Genomic DNA, 16077 nt, shown 5'->3' with positions numbered 1-16077 from the left:
TGTTACATCGACTTTTTCGACGCAGAAAATGTCAGAGATAAGGAAGAGGCAAGATTATTTCGCACCTGCGAAATATGGCATGCGGAAAGCAGTGGCTCTTAAAAATCACTCAGCTTGGCGCTGTGGGCGACGGGCGTCAGGGTTTCCGAAACGGATTTTTCAGGTGCCGCAGGAATATCTTTCTGGAATGCGAGCGCATCGCGCATCTGTTTCTTCTCGCGCGCGACGAGTACGAGAATGCCGATGAAATACCCGACCTGAATGATGACGAGACAGAGCAGCGTCTGGAGAAGCGTGGTGTAGAAAGAGCCATGGATAAAATATGTCGCAACCGCAAACACCAGCAAAGCGCATATCATGCTGACGAAAACGCGCGGGGCGTACATATCTTTCTCCTCCGCTTAGGCATTCTCTCACAAAGGAGAAATGCGTTTTAATAGGCTTCTTTTGAGTGGAATATATTATGAAACGGATGTCGTTTCAACACAGTTATACTTCCCTTACCGCGCGTACCATGAAATTTCGGTAATCTTTAATGGTAAAATTTACGCAAATTTTCAGTATTTTCACGGATGCGTGAGGGATTATGACGCATGTTGATCAGTCTCTATGGTTGACGAGGCATTAATACTGCGCCTCCATCATGCTGATCTTCACTCGCCCACCCACGCACAGAAAGAGATTTCTGCCGTAGCAGCCACGATGATCCTGCTTCTGTAGACTTCGTTAACCATGTCACCGGTAAAGATAAGGCGTTGATTCCCCAAGCTGTAAGGTGTGCGTGTGACAGAGCGTTCAGAAGTAATTGCGTTTCCCGCCAAAAATCGCGTCGCTGATATAAAGCGGTGCGTTCAGATGCTTGAAGTGCTTCACGGAGAAGAAGCCAACCGCTTCTGGCGGGATGAGTGCCGGGCGCTTGCCGCGCATCTCCTCAATCTCGGTTACGACGATTCTGCCATGCGTCAGGAAGTCCTGGAATTCCAGAATGTGGTTCAGGCCGAACTCTGGGCCGGTTGCCAGCAGGACGAGCCTGCGCGCCGCGAAGGCTATTGATATAAGACATTGTAGTAGGTGATGGGGCAGCGCCTGCTGCCGTCCCTGCTATTTGTGGGCCAGCCGCTTGGCGGGTGCGCCGACCGAATTTCGAACGATGAGATCCGGTGTCAGCAAAATTTCCGGCTGCTCCGGCTGCTGACCTCCCAAGAGATCGAGCAGCAGCGCCATGGCGTGTTTGCCGATGGATGTTCTGGGCTGGCGGATTGTCGTCAGCGCGGGCGACATGAAAACTGCCTGAGGCACGTCGTCAAAACCTGTGACCGAAAAATCGCGCGGAATATCGTAGCCTCGGGCGGTGAGACCGATCATCACGCCGATGGCTGTCTGATCGTTCACGCACATGAAGGCCGTCGGCAAAGTATCGCGCATGAACAGCTGCTCGATGGCGAGGCGCCCGCTCTCCAGCGTGCCATCCCCTTCGATGATCATGCCGGGAATCGGCTTTAGCCCCGCAGCCATCATGCCGTCATCGAAACCCTTTCTCCGCCGATTATAGGCAAGGCGAACGCGGGAATCGCCGATGAAGGCGATACGCTCGTGACCTTCCGCAATCAGCATATCCACGATCTTGCGCGCGCCAGCGATATCATCCACGCCGACATAGGGAATGCCGCCATTATAAATCGGCTCAAAAACGCCGACACTTGGCGGTAGCTGTGCGGTCATCGCCTGATGCCCAAATGGCAGGATGCCGGTGAAAAGAATCAGCCCCGCCGCCTGGTTTGAATTGAGGAACTTCAGATATTCCAACCCGCGCTGCGCATCGTTCTGCGTATGGCCGATCAGAATGCCATAGCCATGCGCGCGCGCTTCGTTCTCCAGGCCAACGAGAATGTTAGAGAAATTCGGGTCGCCAATATCAGGCGCGACCACGAGAATCATGTTGGAGCGACCGAGCCGGAGGCTGCGTGCCATGGCATTCGTGGTGTAGCCAGTGACGGCAATGGCCTGATTGACCTTCAGCCGCGTGGAATTCGCCACCTTTTCCGGTGTGTGGATGGCGCGCGACACCGTCGCGATGGAAACCTCCGCAATCCGGGCAACGTCTTCGATTGTAGCAGATGAGGGAATGGACAATGAGGGCCTCGGATATATGCGCGACCGGACACTACACAGACTTGCCGATCCGTCAAACAGGATCAACCAAATGTGTTGATTGTGCGCAATGTAAACCTTTACATAGGTAGTGTAAAGGTTTACATAAGCCCCAGACGTAGGGAGACGTCTGGAGGACATCATGGATACGGACATTGCTGATGGCGGCGGCACAGTGCTGTCTGCTCGGCGTATTTCAAAATCGTTCAACGGCGTGCAAGTGCTGTTCAGCGTCAATTTTGACCTGAAGCCGGGTGAAATTCACGCGCTGATGGGTGAGAATGGCGCGGGCAAATCCACACTTGTCAAAGTCCTGTCTGGTTTCGAACAACCCAGCACCGGCGAAATCCTCCTTGATGGCAAGCCAGTAAAGCTGCCGCCGAATGGCGCAGCGGAAGCGCTTGGCATTGTCATCATTCATCAGGAATTCAACCTCGCGGAACATCTGACCGTTACGGAGAGCCTGTTTCTTGGCCGGGAAGTGACGAATTTCGGTGTGCTGAACCGCAAGGCGATGCGCGCGGAGACGCGCCGCGTTCTCGATCAGCTCGGCTGTCACGTCGATGAAAATGCCATGATCGGGTCACTCTCCATTGCGGAAAAGCAGATGGTGGAAATCGCCAAGGCCATCAGCCGCGATGCCCGGATCGTTTTCATGGATGAGCCGACAGCGGTTCTGTCGCGCGAAGAAACCAATTATCTGTTTCAGCAGGTCCGCAAGTTACGCGACAAGGGCACGAGTTTCGTCTTTGTGTCGCACAAGCTGGACGAGGTGATGGAGCTGACGGATCGCGTGACCGTCTTGCGCGATGGCCACTGGGTTAAGACGGCGCCGACCTCGATGCTGGATGGTGAAGCCATTGCACAGCTGATGGTCGGACGCGAGCTTTCCAGCCTGTACCCGGCCAAGCGTGAACCCGATGTCGATGAGAAAGTCGTTCTCAGCGTCAAAGGTGTGTCCACCCGCTATGTTCAGGAGGCGACTTTCGATCTTCGCAAAGGCGAAATCATTGGGTTTTCCGGGCTTATCGGTTCCGGTCGTACGGAGCTTGCCGAAGCGATTGTTGGGTTGCGCGCACGCTCTTCGGGCGAAGTCCATGTGAATGGGCAACTCTTGCCGCCGCATGATCTGCACGCGTCGATCGATGCCGGGCTTGCCTATATGACGAAGGACCGCAAATCCAAAGGCTTGCTTCTGGGCGCCGGAATGGGTCTGAACCTGACGCTGCAATCCTTGGAGCGGCACGGAAAATTCGGCTATCTCAGCGCCTCCAGTGAAGCCAAATCGCTGGAAAGAGCGCGCCGTCGTTTCGATATCCGCGTGCGGGATGGCAGTGTCGTTGTCGGGCGCATGTCCGGGGGCAACCAGCAAAAGCTGCTACTGGCGAAGGTCATGGAGACGGAGCCTAAAATCATCATCATCGATGAACCGACGCGCGGCATCGATGTCGGCACCAAGCAGCAAATCTATCATTTCATTTCCGCTTTGGCGCGGGACGGCCACTCGGTCATCGTCGTCTCGTCGGAAATGCAGGAAGTCATCGGGCTTTGCACCCGCGTGGCGGTTATGCGCGAAGGGCGCATGGTCGGCATGCTGGAAGGCGACGAAATCAACGAACGGGAAATCATGCGCTATGCGGCAGGGCTAAAAACAAAGTCAGCAGCGTAGCGACGGCCAATGGCCGATATGACAGGGCGGGAGGTCTGTTTTGGGTATGAGTGTCAGTGAAGACAGCAAGGAAAAAAGACCGGGGCGGTCGCTTCGCGATATAGATCTGCGTGCGGTCGCGCCCTTCGTCGCTCTGCTTTTATTGTTGATCGTCGGGGCGATGGTCAATCCGAACTTCATCAGCATCAACAATCTGGCCAATGTGGCAACGCGTAGCGCCTTCATCGCCATTATTGCGGTCGGTGCCACCTTCGTCATTTCCGCCGGTGATCTCGATCTGTCGGTCGGCTCGATGGTGGCCTTTGTGGCCAGCCTCATGATCTTGCTTATGAATTCCGGTGTGGTTGCCGATCCGGCATCGATGCTGGTGCTTGCCGTGGTCTTCACACTCGTTGCCGGTGCGCTCTGCGGCCTTGCCAACGGCTTGATCACCACGGTCGGCAAGATCGAACCCTTCATCGCCACGCTCGGCACGATGGGCGTCTATCGCGGCCTGACGACATGGCTTTCACAGGGTGGCGCGATCACGCTGCGCGAGCCGCAGCTGCAATCCATGTATCGCCCGGTTTATTTCGGATCGTTCCTTGGCGTGCCGATCCCTATCCTGGTCATTCTGGCCGTTACCGCAATCGCTGCCTTCATTCTTTATCGCACCCGCTATGGTCGCCATGTCACTGCAGTTGGTTCGAACCGGGATGTCGCCAAATATTCGGGCGTTGCCGTCAACCGTGTCCGTACCGTAGCCTTTGTCATTCAGGGGCTTTGCGTTGCCATTGCCGTACTTCTGTACGTGCCGCGTCTGGGCTCGACATCTGCCACGACGGGCATGATGTGGGAGTTGCAGGCCATCACCGCCGTCGTGGTGGGTGGAACGGCGCTGAAGGGCGGAGCAGGGCGTGTGTGGGGCACGATTTGCGGCGCCTTCATTCTCGAACTGGTCGGCAACATCATGCTGCTGTCCAACTTCATCAGCGAATATCTGATCGGTGCAATTCAGGGCGCAATCATCATCATCGCCATGCTGGTCCAGCGCTCTCTGATGCGCAGATCATAAAGAGTTACCGGGTCAACAGGTCGCCCGGGTCCAAGAAATCGAGACCTATCTATGTGGGAGGAACACACATGCGGAAAAGACTGTTGGGAATGGCTGTGGCGCTGGTTGCGCTATCGGGGGCAGTGCAGGCACAGGATAAGAAGGTGACGATTGGCGTCTCGATCCCTGCGGCGGATCACGGCTGGACGTCTGGTGTGGTTTACCATGCAGAGCGCGTGGCAAAGCTGTTGATGCAGGAACATCCCGGCCTCAACGTCATCGTCAAGACATCGCCGGATGCGGCAACGCAGGCGAATGCCGTTCAGGACTTGGAAACACAGGGCATCGACGCGCTCGTCATTCTGCCGTCTGACCCGGATCCGCTGGTCAACGCCATCAAGGAAGTGAAGGCCAACGGCAAGTTCGTTGCGCTTGTCGACCGCGCGCCAAGCGTCAATGACGATACGGTTCGCGACCTTTACGTCGCTGGCAACAACCCGGCGCTGGGCGAAGTCGCCGGTAAATACATTGCTGAGAAGACACCCGATGCCGAAGTGGTCATCATTCGCGGTCTGCCGATCCCCATCGATCAGCAGCGTCAGGATGGTTTCGATAAGGGTATTGCCGGTTCCAAGGTCAAGGTTCTGGACCGTCAGTTCGGCAACTGGAACCGCGACGATGCCTTCAAGGTCATGCAGGATTATCTGACGAAATATCCGAAGATCGATGTCGTCTGGTGCCAGGATGACGACATGGCCGTTGGCGTTCTTCAGGCCATCGAGCAGGCCAAGCGCACCGACATTAAATATGTCGTTGCCGGTGCCGGTTCGAAGGACATGATCAAGAAGGTCATGGATGGCGACAAGATGATCCCTGTCGATGTCCTCTATCCGCCAGCAATGGTGGCCACCGCCATGCAGTTGACCGCCGCCAATTTCTACGATCAGGTTCCCGTGCGCGGCACCTACATTCTGGATGCAACGCTGGTGACCAAGGACAACGCCAAGGACTTCTACTTCCCAGATTCGCCGTTCTGATTTTTAAGACGGATATCAGAGGCCCGTTCGGAAGAGCGGGCCTTTTTCTTTTTATGCGATCAGCCGAAACGGCTGGCGCGGAAGGGATCGACGGAAATGGGGGTTTCAGCACCGCTGACCAGTTCGGTGACCAGCCTTGCGGTAGCCGCTGATTGTGTCAGCCCCAGATGTCCGTGGCCGAAGGCATAGATGACCGTATTGCTGGCGCGTGAGGGACCGATAACCGGCAGGCAGTCCGGCATGGAGGGTCGGAAGCCCATCCATTGTTTTCCATCTTCCGTTTTCAGACCCGGCAGAAATTGGCTCGCCTTTTTAAGAAGGGCTTCTGACCGACGGAAGTTGGGAGGCAGATCGAGACCGCCAAGTTCCACGGCACCGCCCACGCGAATACCCGATGAGAGCGGCGTTACGACGAAGGCGTGGTCGTTGAAATAAAGCTGCCGTGTCAGATCGAAAGAACCTGCGGGAAGCGTGGTGTTATATCCCCGTTCGGTTTCCAGAGGCACGATGTTGCCGAGAGATGCGGCAAGCGTTTTTGACCATGCACCACAGGCAATCACTACCTTGTCGGCATCGATTTTCTCGCCGGTTTTTAGGGAAACGATGGTGCTTTCACCAACCGTCTCTACGCGCACCGCTTCACCCTTGCGCAATGTCGCGCCACGCGCGATGACGAGGTCAGCAATCGCTCTCGTGAATTCGTAAGGGTCTGCGACCTGAAGGCCACCGGGCGTGAACATGGCATGCTGGAAACGGGGCGCGAGGCCGGGCTGAAGCTGTTCTATCTCGGCTCTTCCGACACGCGAGACGGTTACTCCGGCCCGCTCTTTTTCGTCCCAGTCCCGTCGTGCGGCATCGAAGCTGGCCCTCGTGTCATACAGGTCCAGCGTTCCGGTATTAGAGATGTGGTGCGCGAGTTCCGGCATTGCCGCGACCGTCTGCATCTCACTGGCGGCAAGACGCATCATGGCGATCTGGACATTGAGGCCGTGCTGAAACCGACGCGGCGAACTGGCTTTCCAGAATTGCCACAGCCACGGTGCGATCTTGAGCGCGTAAGCGGGCGGAACGCTGAGCGGGCCGAGGGGATCAATCAGCCAGCGCGGCGCCTTTTTCATCACGCCGGGTGCTGGAATGGGAATGATTTCTGGAAAGGCTAAAATGCCCGCATTGCCAGCGCTAGCCCCCCGGGCAAGCTCGCCGCGCTCGAGAAGTGCGACGGTTTTACCAGCATTTTGAAGGTAAAGAGCTGTCATCACGCCGATAATGCCAGTTCCGATCACCAGCACTTCGCATTTTTCTGAAGCGTTCATCCAAATCATCCCGAAAATCGATGCACACCGATTACACGGTTAAATGCAAACTGTCGACAAGGTGGCTGCGGTCTTACTTTTCGATATTGGATGGCTTGACCAGCGCGTAGTTGAAGCGCAAAGCCTTGTCTTTGACAGGATAGTATAGAGGCACATCCAGAATTGATGTCTGTAACCCTTTAACATCAGCGTTCAACTGTCCTTCGAGCCACTGCGTCAGGGCTGGAGCGCCAGCGTCATTGCCCGTCCAGACGAAAAGAGCCGGATGCTCATCGGAAATCGTAAACGGCGGATCGTAATCGTCATATATGGTCGTTGCGACCGGCACGTCCGGGAAAATGAAGCGTAGATTTCCGCCCGCTGGCCAATTCGGTGTCACGATAACAGAGGGAGAAATGCCCTCCTTCTCAACCACATGCTGACGAAATGCTTGCCAGTCGTAATTCGAGCTGGACGTCTTTCCGAGTAACGCCATGACCGGCTGCGACAGCAGCAGAGCGACGGGCACGAGGACCAGCATGATCAGGGGGATTGGCAGGAAGCGGACGAGAAAACGGTCAACGTCCGCAAGGTGCTGCTCCAAAACCAGCGCGGCGAGAATGGGGAATGGCAACAGCAACGGCAGCAGCCACCTGTCTCGCAATTCCGTCATGGTCGTCATCAGAATGACGAGCGTCATCAGGACCGAAACCGCAATGAAATAATGCAGGAAGAAACGTAGCCACGGGCTGGATGGCGTTTTTGATTTCCAGATTTGGCCTCGCGCAGACAGGGCAAGAAAAACGGATGGGATCGCGAAAATGATCAGTGAACCAGCGACGAAACGGCCCAGCCCGCGTGCCACCTGAAGGAAGCGGTTTTCCGGGGCATCTTCTGCCATCCGCTTCAGCGTCACCTCGGAGGCGAAGCCGAGATTGTCGATCAGCCAGAACACATGCGGCAGGAAAACGATGACGCTGACGAGGATCGTCAAAAGGAAACGTCGGTCGAAAACTCGCGCGCGTCCCTGCGGGTGGAGCAAGACGGCGAACAGCACGGCTGGGAGCGCGAGTGCGAAATTGTATTTCGACAGCATGCCTAGGCCAGCGACGAGGCCCACCAGAATATAGCCCATGACTGTCGGACGCTGGATCAGCCGGACGCTGGTATAAAGCAGCAAAGCGAATGTCAGCATTAGCATGGCGGTGTGGGTAAGATCCCGCTGCGCCTGCCAGAAGACCTGTGGGATGGTGAAAAGCGCCATCGTTGCGATAACGACGAAGCGCTTGTTCTCCAGCACCAGTTCAGCCGTTTTCGCAAAAACGGCAAATGTCAGGAACAGAATGAAATTCTTGGCCAGCGCAAGCGTCGCCATCGACGTGCCGAACACGGCAAACACCGCCTGCTGGTACCAGTTGTAAAGCGGCGGCTGGGCGTCATAACCCAGAGCCAGCCACTGGGAGAAGAGAATCTGCTGAGCTTCATCAATGCGCAGCGCGGGCGGCACGAGTTGACGCACGATGGTCTGGATCAGAAAATATGCGCCGAATAGCACAATAACGGCGTTCGGGTTTTCCGTGAGGCATATAGTAAGCCTCTTGAACAACCCCACGTTTTTCACATTTATCGGCTTTTCAGCCGTGTGCCCCGTAATATCCATGCCCGGTCCGTCTTGCTGCCAAGCGGCAGAATCCCTCACCCATCCCGTAATGGCGGTGACAGAACCGAACTATGTGGCCGAAGCATGAAGTTAGCCCCATGTTTTTTGACATGAGGCCATTTGTTCTGTGGATAGTTTCGCAAGCCAGAAAGACGCCCCATTCAGGGGCGTCGTTTCGTCAGTAACCGGCGTTATAAGCCGCGATAGCCGCCATGTTGACGATATCGCTGTCTTTGGCACCCATGGACGTGATCTGGACCGATTTGTCGAGGCCGACGAGGAGCGGGCCGATGACGGTGGCGCCGCCCAATTCCTGCAACATCTTTGTCGAAATCGATGCCGAGTGAATGGCAGGCATGACCAGAACATTGGCCGCACCAGAGAGTCGCGTAAACGGATACTGGCTCTGCATCTTCTGATGATTGAGAGCAACATCCGCTGCCATCTCGCCATCTACCTCGAAATTCACGTTTCTCTTGTCGAGAATACGCACGGCTTCGCGAACCTTGTCGGAACGCTCACCCACGGGATGACCGAAGGTGGAGTAGGCAAGCATGGCGACACGCGGCTCGTAACCAAAGCGGCGCGCAAGGCCTGCTGCTTCCACGGCGATATCGGCAAGGTCTTCGGCAGAAGGCATGTCGTGAACCGCAGTGTCGGCCACGAAGACGGTGCGGTTGCGCGAAACGACCAGCGAAACGCCGATGACGCGATGTCCCGGTTTGGTGTTGATGCAGCGGCGAATATCTTCCAGCGCTGTGGAGTAGTTACGCGTCGTGCCGGTTACCACCGCATCCGCATCACCAAGCGCCACCATGCAGGCGGCAAAGTGGTTGCGGTCGTTGTGAACGAGACGCTGCACGTCGCGCAGCAGGAAACCCTGGCGTTGCAGGCGCGCATAGAGGTAGTCGATATAGGCATCGACGCGCTCAGACAGGCGGGCATTGGTAATCTTGATATTCGGGCGGTCGAGATCGATGCCCGCACGCTCCGCATTGGCGCGGATGATATCGTCACGACCGAGCAGGATTGCGGTGCCAAGGCCCTGCGATGTGAAGGAGATGGCCGCGCGCATGACCTGTTCTTCTTCCGCCTCGGCAAAAACGACGCGCTTGGGGGAACGGCGCACACGCTCGTAGAGGCGCTGCGTTGTCGATGCCATTGGGTCGCGGCGGGCGGAAAGCTCGCGGGCATAAGCTTCGAGATCGCCCAACTCGCGGCGCGCTACGCCGGTTTCCATGGCGGCCTTGGCAACGGCAACCGGAACTGCCGAAATCAGACGCGGATCGAATGGTACCGGAATAATGTATTGTGGCCCAAAGCGCGGACGCACGCCCTGATAGGCGGCGGCAACATCGTCAGGGACGTCTTCGCGGGCTAGATCAGCCAGCGCCTTGGCAGCAGCGATTTTCATCGCATCATTGATCTGGCTGGCGCGCACATCCAGCGCACCGCGGAAGATGTAAGGAAAGCCGAGGACGTTGTTGACCTGGTTCGGATAGTCGGAGCGACCGGTTGCCATAATGGCGTCATCACGAATGCGTGCAACTTCTTCCGGGGTGATTTCCGGGTCAGGGTTGGCCATGGCAAAAATGATCGGCCGTGGCGCCATGGAGCGGATCATGTCTTCGGTGAAGGCGCCCTTCTGGGAAAGGCCGAACACCACATCCGCACCCTTCATGGCTTCTGCCAGCGTGCGGTTATCGGTCTTTGCGGCGTGGGCGGATTTCCACTGGTTCATCCCCTCGCTACGGCCCTGATAGATAACGCCCTTGGTGTCGCACAGTGTGATGTTGGCAGGGTTAAAGCCCATGGCCTTGATCAGGTCCATACAGGCGATGGCTGCGGCACCAGCACCGTTGCAGACGAGCTTTGTGGTGTTGAAATCACGGCCCGTCAGGGCAATGGCATTGATGAGGCCAGCGGCAGCGATGATGGCGGTGCCATGCTGGTCGTCATGGAAAACCGGAATATCCATGATCTCGCGCAGGCGGCTCTCGATGATGAAACATTCCGGGGCCTTGATGTCTTCAAGGTTGATGCCACCGAATGATGGACCGAGATAACGCACGCAGTTGATGAACTCGTCCGCATCCTCAGTGTCAACTTCCAGATCGATGGAATCCACATCTGCGAAGCGCTTGAACAGAACGGACTTGCCTTCCATCACTGGCTTTGAGGCGAGAGCGCCAAGATTGCCAAGACCGAGAATGGCCGTTCCGTTGGAAATGACGGCGACCATGTTGCCACGGGTGGTGTAGTCGTAAGCCGTATCCGGGTTTTCAGCGATTGCCTTGACCGGCACGGCGACGCCGGGGGAATAGGCCAGCGAAAGGTCGCGCTGCGTGGCCATGGGCTTGGTCGGCGTGATTTCCAGCTTGCCGGGTCTGCCCTGAGAGTGAAAGTCCAGTGCTTCCTGATCTGTCACAGACGTTTTGCCGCTCGTGGATTTCGCTTTGTCTGACATGGCCCCCACCTTTTCTCGTGAATTACAAAATGGTGGTCGTTGTTATTGTATTTTCCATGAGGCTGCCAGCACTGAGTGCCATAAGCGGCGATAAATCGAAACATACATAGGGTAGGCGAACGCTTCAATCGATTAGCTGGTCTCAAAATTTCGGAACCGCAACCCGGTATGGTCGTTGGTGAACTGGCTGGGTCGGGCGCAATCGGTAAATCGATGCAGGAAATGGTTGCGATCTTCGCACTACACGACCTTGGCATTCGTGTTCACACATGTTTTGCTGGCAGCCGTTAAAGAGTGATGAGTTTGAATTGGAAAGGTAGTTTCAGTGAACGGACAAATTCGGAAGATTATCCCGGTACTTCTGGCAGGCGGAGCGGGATCGAGATTGTGGCCGGTATCACGCGATCAATTGCCCAAACAGTTTCAGCCGCTCGTCGGACATCTTTCCACCTATCAGCAGACATTGCAGCGCGTGAGCGACAAGTCGCTTTACGATGAGCCGCTGGTCATAACCAATGAAGACTTCCGCTTCTTTGCCCGCAGGCAGGCCGAGGAAATCGAACTCTCTGCGACGGTCGTACTCGAGCCCGCCCGCCGTGATAGCGCAGCCGCCATGGCCGCCGCTGCCGTGCTGGCCGAACGCCGGGAGCCGGGATCGCTGGTTCTGGCGCTCGCAGCCGACCATGTGGTGCTGGACAACGACAAGTTTTCGGATGCCGTCAGGCTCGGTGCAGAAGCGGCGGAAGAGGGCAATATCGTTGTCTTCGGTCTCACGCCGACGGAACCCAGAATCTCCTACGGCTATATCAACCCGGGCGAGCCCATCAACGGGAATGAAGACCTGTGTGTGGTCGAAGCCTTCGTGGAAAAGCCGGATGAGGAGACGGCCATTTCTTATGTGGAAAAAGGCTATCTCTGGAATTCCGGCAACTTTCTCTTCCGCTCAGATGTGATGATCGCCGAACTGAAAGCCTATGTCCCTGACATTCTCGACGCCGTCACCCGCTCGGTGGATGAGCATGAGAACGATCTTGGCTTCGTTCGATTGCATAAGGAAAGCTTCGAGGAGTCGCCGAAGAATTCCATCGATTATGCGGTCATTGAAAACACCAAGCGCATGGCGGTGGTCCGAGGCCATTTTCGCTGGTCGGATATCGGCAGTTGGGATGCGATCTGGGAGATTGCCGACAAGCAGGAGAATGGCAATGCGGTCGAGGGCCAAGGCATTTTCGTTGATTCAGAAGGGTGCCTCATCCATTCGAGCAGCATTCTAACGACGGTTGTTGGTGCCAAGGATTTGGTCGTGGTGGCGACGAAAGACGCCGTTCTCGTGACGCCGAAAGACCGGGTGCAGAGTGTCAAAGGTCTTGTCGAGTCTTTGAAAGACAGCGATCATGTGCGCAAGACGGAAATCCATCGACGCGCCTATCGCCCGTGGGGCCACATCGAGCAGACCGATTCCGGCCCGCGTTACCGCGTCAGCCACCTGAAGGTGGAGCCGGGTCACAGAATATCTTTGCAGCAGCATTATCACCGCTCCGAACACTGGATCATCGTGCGCGGCACGGCGACGGTGACCATCGGTGAAGAGACGCGCCTGCTGACGGAAAACGAGTCGATCTACATCCCACTCGGCAAGCCGCACCGCCTTGCCAATGACGGCCAGATTCCGCTGGAACTCATCGAGATCCAGACAGGCTCGTATTTCGGTGAGGATGACATCAGACGCTTGCAGGATGATTACAAGCGCGAGTGATATGTTTTGCTGTCAGGGTCTTATTGTTTCAGACCCTGACATTTGCCGCAGATGCAGTCTGGTGGCTACATTTCCTGATTGTCAGGCCACGAGTTTTTCACCGCTCAGGTGGCGTTCCAGAAATGGCAGGCTGTCCTGCCCCCAGTAAAGCTCGCCCTCGTAGCGGAATGTCGGCAGTCCGAACACGCCGGCATCTTTGGCGGTGTGGTAGTTCGCCGCCCATTGTGCTTTGACGTCGCTTGCAATTGCGTGTTCAGCCAGTTCTTTTCCATTCAGACCGACAGCATCGGCAATGGCGATGTGAACCTCCGGATTGCCGATATCGCGTCCTTCGCTCCAGGATGCGTGTTGAAGGGCAGAAGCCAGTGCCGCCCAGTCCTCGCCTCTCAAGGCTGCGGCGATGACGAGATAACCTGCCGGTGTCGGGTCTGAAAGCGCAGCGCGATTGTCGAAGTTCAGCACTTTGCCACGAAGTGCGGCCCAACGCTTGAGATCCTTGGTCCAGTAGGCGCGGCGCGCATCCGGGCGGTTACGGGAATAAATCCCGCCATTTTCTTCAATCAGTGGAATGACGTAGGGCTTGATCTCGACATCGAAACGCTCTGCAAGATCGCGAAAGGCATCAAAGCCGATGTAGGCCCAGGGCGAGCCGATGCCGAAAAAATAGTCGATGGTTTTCGTCATTGATGTGTCCTGAATTATAATGCGGCGAGTTTTTAGGCCGGTTCTTGGAAAGCAGCTTTCGGGAAAACATCTGCAATATCGATGGAGCCCGGTGCCGATCCTGACCGGGCCAAGCTGGCTGCCGCCTGCTGGATTGCCCTGTTGAACGGCGTTTCGATGCCATGCAGGCGCCCGAGCCTGACGATTTCACCATTGAGGTAATCCACCTCGCTGGAGCTTCCGCGGCTGAAGCTCTGCCAGGTCGATTGCTGGCCGCGTTTTACACCGCTGTTGTCGGCAATACGCCAGCCGTCCAGACTTATCTTCCGCTCAGTGGCTTGCGCGGGGTCGAAACCGGCGGCCTTCAGCACGCGCGCCGCTTCCTGGCTGAGATCGTCACCCGCCTGTTGCAGTTGCTCCGGTGTCCCGGCAAAAAGCTCCACCGCATTGCGCACATTGTGAAGCAGCTTCGCCGCTTTCCAGCGACGGATGTCATCGCGTGGTTCGGCCAGATAGTTGGCTGCTTTCAGATCAGCCGTGATCTGATCGGCAATGGCATCCCTTCCGCTTGGATATCGGCCAAGCGTGAGCGCACCAACCTGCGGATCGCCCGCGACCGATACTTTTCCCGTTTCCACGAAGAGCGCAGGCGTGAGAATGCTGGCCGCATAGACATTCTGAAATCGTCTGAGCGTAATGTCTTCCGAGGAAAGCCCGTTCTGGAACGTCACGATGGGCAGGTCGGAGGAGGTTTCGGTGGTGCTGTCTCCAAGCGGAAGTTCCGCCCAGTCCCGGGTTGCCTCTTCCACATCCTGCGTTTTGACGGTCAATAGAAGTATGTCGCTTTTGCGCAGTCCCGGCGGTTCGCTGACATCGAACGCATTGAGGCGAATGGTCTGCGTGCCGCTTGGGCGGCGATATTCCAGGCCATGTTCCTGAATATGCTTGATCTGACGGCCCCTGCCAACCAGCGCATAGTCGATGCCCGCCTGCTGAAATTCAGCGGCAAGGCTTGCTCCCACGGCGCCCGCCCCGATGATGATGTAACGCGTCATGCCTGTCCCTCTTGAACCTTCAGCCAGCTTTGCGGATCGGGTCTGAGCTAATGGTTTCCGCCCGGGGATTCAATGTCGCTGGCGTCGGTGCTGGCGCTCCCCGTTGCAGGGCAGCGCGGCCTAGCATGGCCACGGACGTATCTTCCTGAGGTGCGTGCACTAAAACCGACTGAATGTCGCGGAAGTTCCGCTCCAGACCAAGATCGGCACCAAGACCCGGATTGCCGAGTGCGCCGACTGCGATCTGCACGGCTTCTTTTAACTGCCGTCCGGCCAGCAGACGTGCCCGGATCATTTGTTCACCGTCCGCCAACCCATGGTTCAGGCCATCGAAAATGATCTGGCGCGCGCCGGAAACGAGAAGATCGATCTCGCCGGCCAGATTGATAAAGCGCTCCGTGCGGGCAACGGGATAGCCGAGATTGGCCGGTACACGCTCATGTGCAAATCGGATGAAATTGTCTCGCGCCGCCTCTGCCACGCCGAGATAAATGGCGGTCAGCGCAAGTGTCATACCGGCATGGGCGAGATTGTCCTGCGTGCCCGATGAGATATCGGTGAGATCGATGACGTCTTCATGCGGGATTTCAACCGCATCGAATTCGACATCATGCGAGCCGCTGGCGCGCATGCCAAGGCTGTTCCAGTTCTGGATAATGTTGATGCCCCGGCTGTCGGCAGGAACGACGAAGGTGCCGACGCGCTGTGGCGTTTCGTCCGTGGTCGCCCAAACCAGAAAGTATGTCAGGCCGAGCGCGCCGGTCACGAAGCGCTTGCGCCCGCTGATCGACCATCCATTGCCTGTTCGCCGCGCAAGTGTCGAAGGCAGGCCGCCACGGGCAGGGGAGCCGAGTTCCGGCTCCACGCGGGCGGCGTTGAGCAGCACGGGACGCGTTTTCGTTTCCTCGAGAATGCGGCGATAGAGTGCCTGTGGCCAGCGGTTGCGGCTGGCTTCACCGAGATGGGTGTATAGCGTCATTGCAGTGATAAGTGCCACCGAGGGATCACCGCGACCCAATGCCGCCAGAACATGTGCCGTGTCTACAAGCGTCGCGCCTTTACCGCCGAAGGCTGTGCCGACAGTGCTGTCCAGAAAGCCGCCCTCATGCACGGCGCGAATGCCGGTCCATGGGAATTGATCGCCTCTGTCAGCTTCCGGGGCCGCTTTTGCGACAATATCCGCGACCTTGTCCAACTCTGCATTGTCGTATGGCACGTTGATCCTGCTTTCTGATCTTCGGACAGGAAACATCCGGCCGCTCCATTTTAGGCGCGGCATTGAACCGTCTGTGTA

The 16077-nt window shown here is 56.9% G+C and carries 13 protein-coding genes; 5 read left to right on the top strand and 8 right to left on the bottom strand.

Going from position 1 to position 16077, the window contains the following annotated elements:
- Positions 1–98 precede the first annotated feature (98 nt).
- Positions 99–386, bottom strand: a complete 288-nt coding sequence (locus tag ABUK73_RS07025; protein WP_353576653.1) for an exopolysaccharide production repressor protein — start codon at positions 384–386, stop codon at positions 99–101.
- A gap of 391 nt (positions 387–777) precedes the next feature.
- Between ABUK73_RS07025 and ABUK73_RS07020 the strand changes: the two genes are divergently transcribed.
- A complete protein-coding gene (locus ABUK73_RS07020; RefSeq protein ID WP_353576652.1) occupies positions 778–1053 on the top strand; it encodes a DUF6074 family protein in 276 nt (91 codons plus the stop codon).
- A gap of 48 nt (positions 1054–1101) precedes the next feature.
- Here ABUK73_RS07020 and ABUK73_RS07015 read toward each other — a convergent pair whose 3' ends face one another.
- Entirely contained in the window at positions 1102–2133 is a 1032-nt protein-coding gene (locus ABUK73_RS07015) for a LacI family DNA-binding transcriptional regulator (protein WP_353576651.1), read from the bottom strand.
- A 160-nt stretch (positions 2134–2293) separates the two neighbouring features.
- Here ABUK73_RS07015 and ABUK73_RS07010 point away from each other — a divergent pair, with 160 nt between their 5' ends.
- The 3 genes from ABUK73_RS07010 to ABUK73_RS07000 all read left to right on the top strand — a co-directional run bounded on the left by ABUK73_RS07010 (position 2294) and on the right by ABUK73_RS07000 (position 5890).
- Positions 2294–3820 (top strand): sugar ABC transporter ATP-binding protein, encoded by a 1527-nt coding sequence (locus ABUK73_RS07010; RefSeq protein WP_353576650.1) that lies wholly within the window; start codon positions 2294–2296, stop codon positions 3818–3820.
- Between the two features lie 46 nt (positions 3821–3866).
- Complete coding sequence (locus ABUK73_RS07005; protein WP_113089012.1) at positions 3867–4874, top strand: ABC transporter permease; 1008 nt, start codon at positions 3867–3869, stop codon at positions 4872–4874.
- Between the two features lie 68 nt (positions 4875–4942).
- Positions 4943–5890 (top strand): substrate-binding domain-containing protein, encoded by a 948-nt coding sequence (locus ABUK73_RS07000; RefSeq protein WP_113089013.1) that lies wholly within the window; start codon positions 4943–4945, stop codon positions 5888–5890.
- Positions 5891–5949: 59 nt separating this feature from the next.
- On the opposite strand, the gene ABUK73_RS06995 is transcribed toward ABUK73_RS07000, so the two are convergent.
- From ABUK73_RS06995 to ABUK73_RS06985, 3 genes are all read right to left on the bottom strand, one after another.
- Entirely contained in the window at positions 5950–7203 is a 1254-nt protein-coding gene (locus ABUK73_RS06995) for an NAD(P)/FAD-dependent oxidoreductase (protein ID WP_353576649.1), read from the bottom strand.
- Between the two features lie 73 nt (positions 7204–7276).
- Positions 7277–8737, bottom strand: coding sequence for a glycosyltransferase family 39 protein (locus ABUK73_RS06990; protein WP_353576648.1), 1461 nt, complete (start codon positions 8735–8737; stop codon positions 7277–7279).
- Positions 8738–9020: 283 nt separating this feature from the next.
- Positions 9021–11309 carry an NADP-dependent malic enzyme gene (locus tag ABUK73_RS06985; protein ID WP_353576647.1) on the bottom strand — a complete coding sequence of 763 codons (2289 nt, stop codon included), beginning with the start codon at positions 11307–11309 and terminating at the stop codon, positions 9021–9023.
- Positions 11310–11634: 325 nt separating this feature from the next.
- Between ABUK73_RS06985 and ABUK73_RS06980 the strand changes: the two genes are divergently transcribed.
- Positions 11635–13065, top strand: coding sequence for a mannose-1-phosphate guanylyltransferase/mannose-6-phosphate isomerase (locus ABUK73_RS06980; RefSeq protein WP_353576646.1), 1431 nt, complete (start codon positions 11635–11637; stop codon positions 13063–13065).
- Positions 13066–13146: 81 nt separating this feature from the next.
- Here ABUK73_RS06980 and ABUK73_RS06975 read toward each other — a convergent pair whose 3' ends face one another.
- The 3 genes from ABUK73_RS06975 to ABUK73_RS06965 are packed head-to-tail and all read right to left on the bottom strand — an operon-like array spanning position 13147 to position 15999.
- Complete coding sequence (locus ABUK73_RS06975) at positions 13147–13749, bottom strand: 2-hydroxychromene-2-carboxylate isomerase (protein ID WP_353576645.1); 603 nt, start codon at positions 13747–13749, stop codon at positions 13147–13149.
- Between the two features lie 32 nt (positions 13750–13781).
- Complete coding sequence (locus tag ABUK73_RS06970) at positions 13782–14783, bottom strand: ketopantoate reductase family protein (RefSeq protein ID WP_353576644.1); 1002 nt, start codon at positions 14781–14783, stop codon at positions 13782–13784.
- A 19-nt stretch (positions 14784–14802) separates the two neighbouring features.
- Entirely contained in the window at positions 14803–15999 is a 1197-nt protein-coding gene (locus ABUK73_RS06965) for an acyl-CoA dehydrogenase family protein (protein WP_353576643.1), read from the bottom strand.
- Between the last annotated feature and the right edge of the window lie 78 nt (positions 16000–16077).

The organism is Agrobacterium vacciniicorymbosi (genome assembly GCF_040427045.1).
Taxonomy (GTDB): Bacteria; Pseudomonadota; Alphaproteobacteria; order Rhizobiales; family Rhizobiaceae; genus Agrobacterium.
This window is presented reverse-complemented; position numbering and strand designations above follow the sequence as displayed.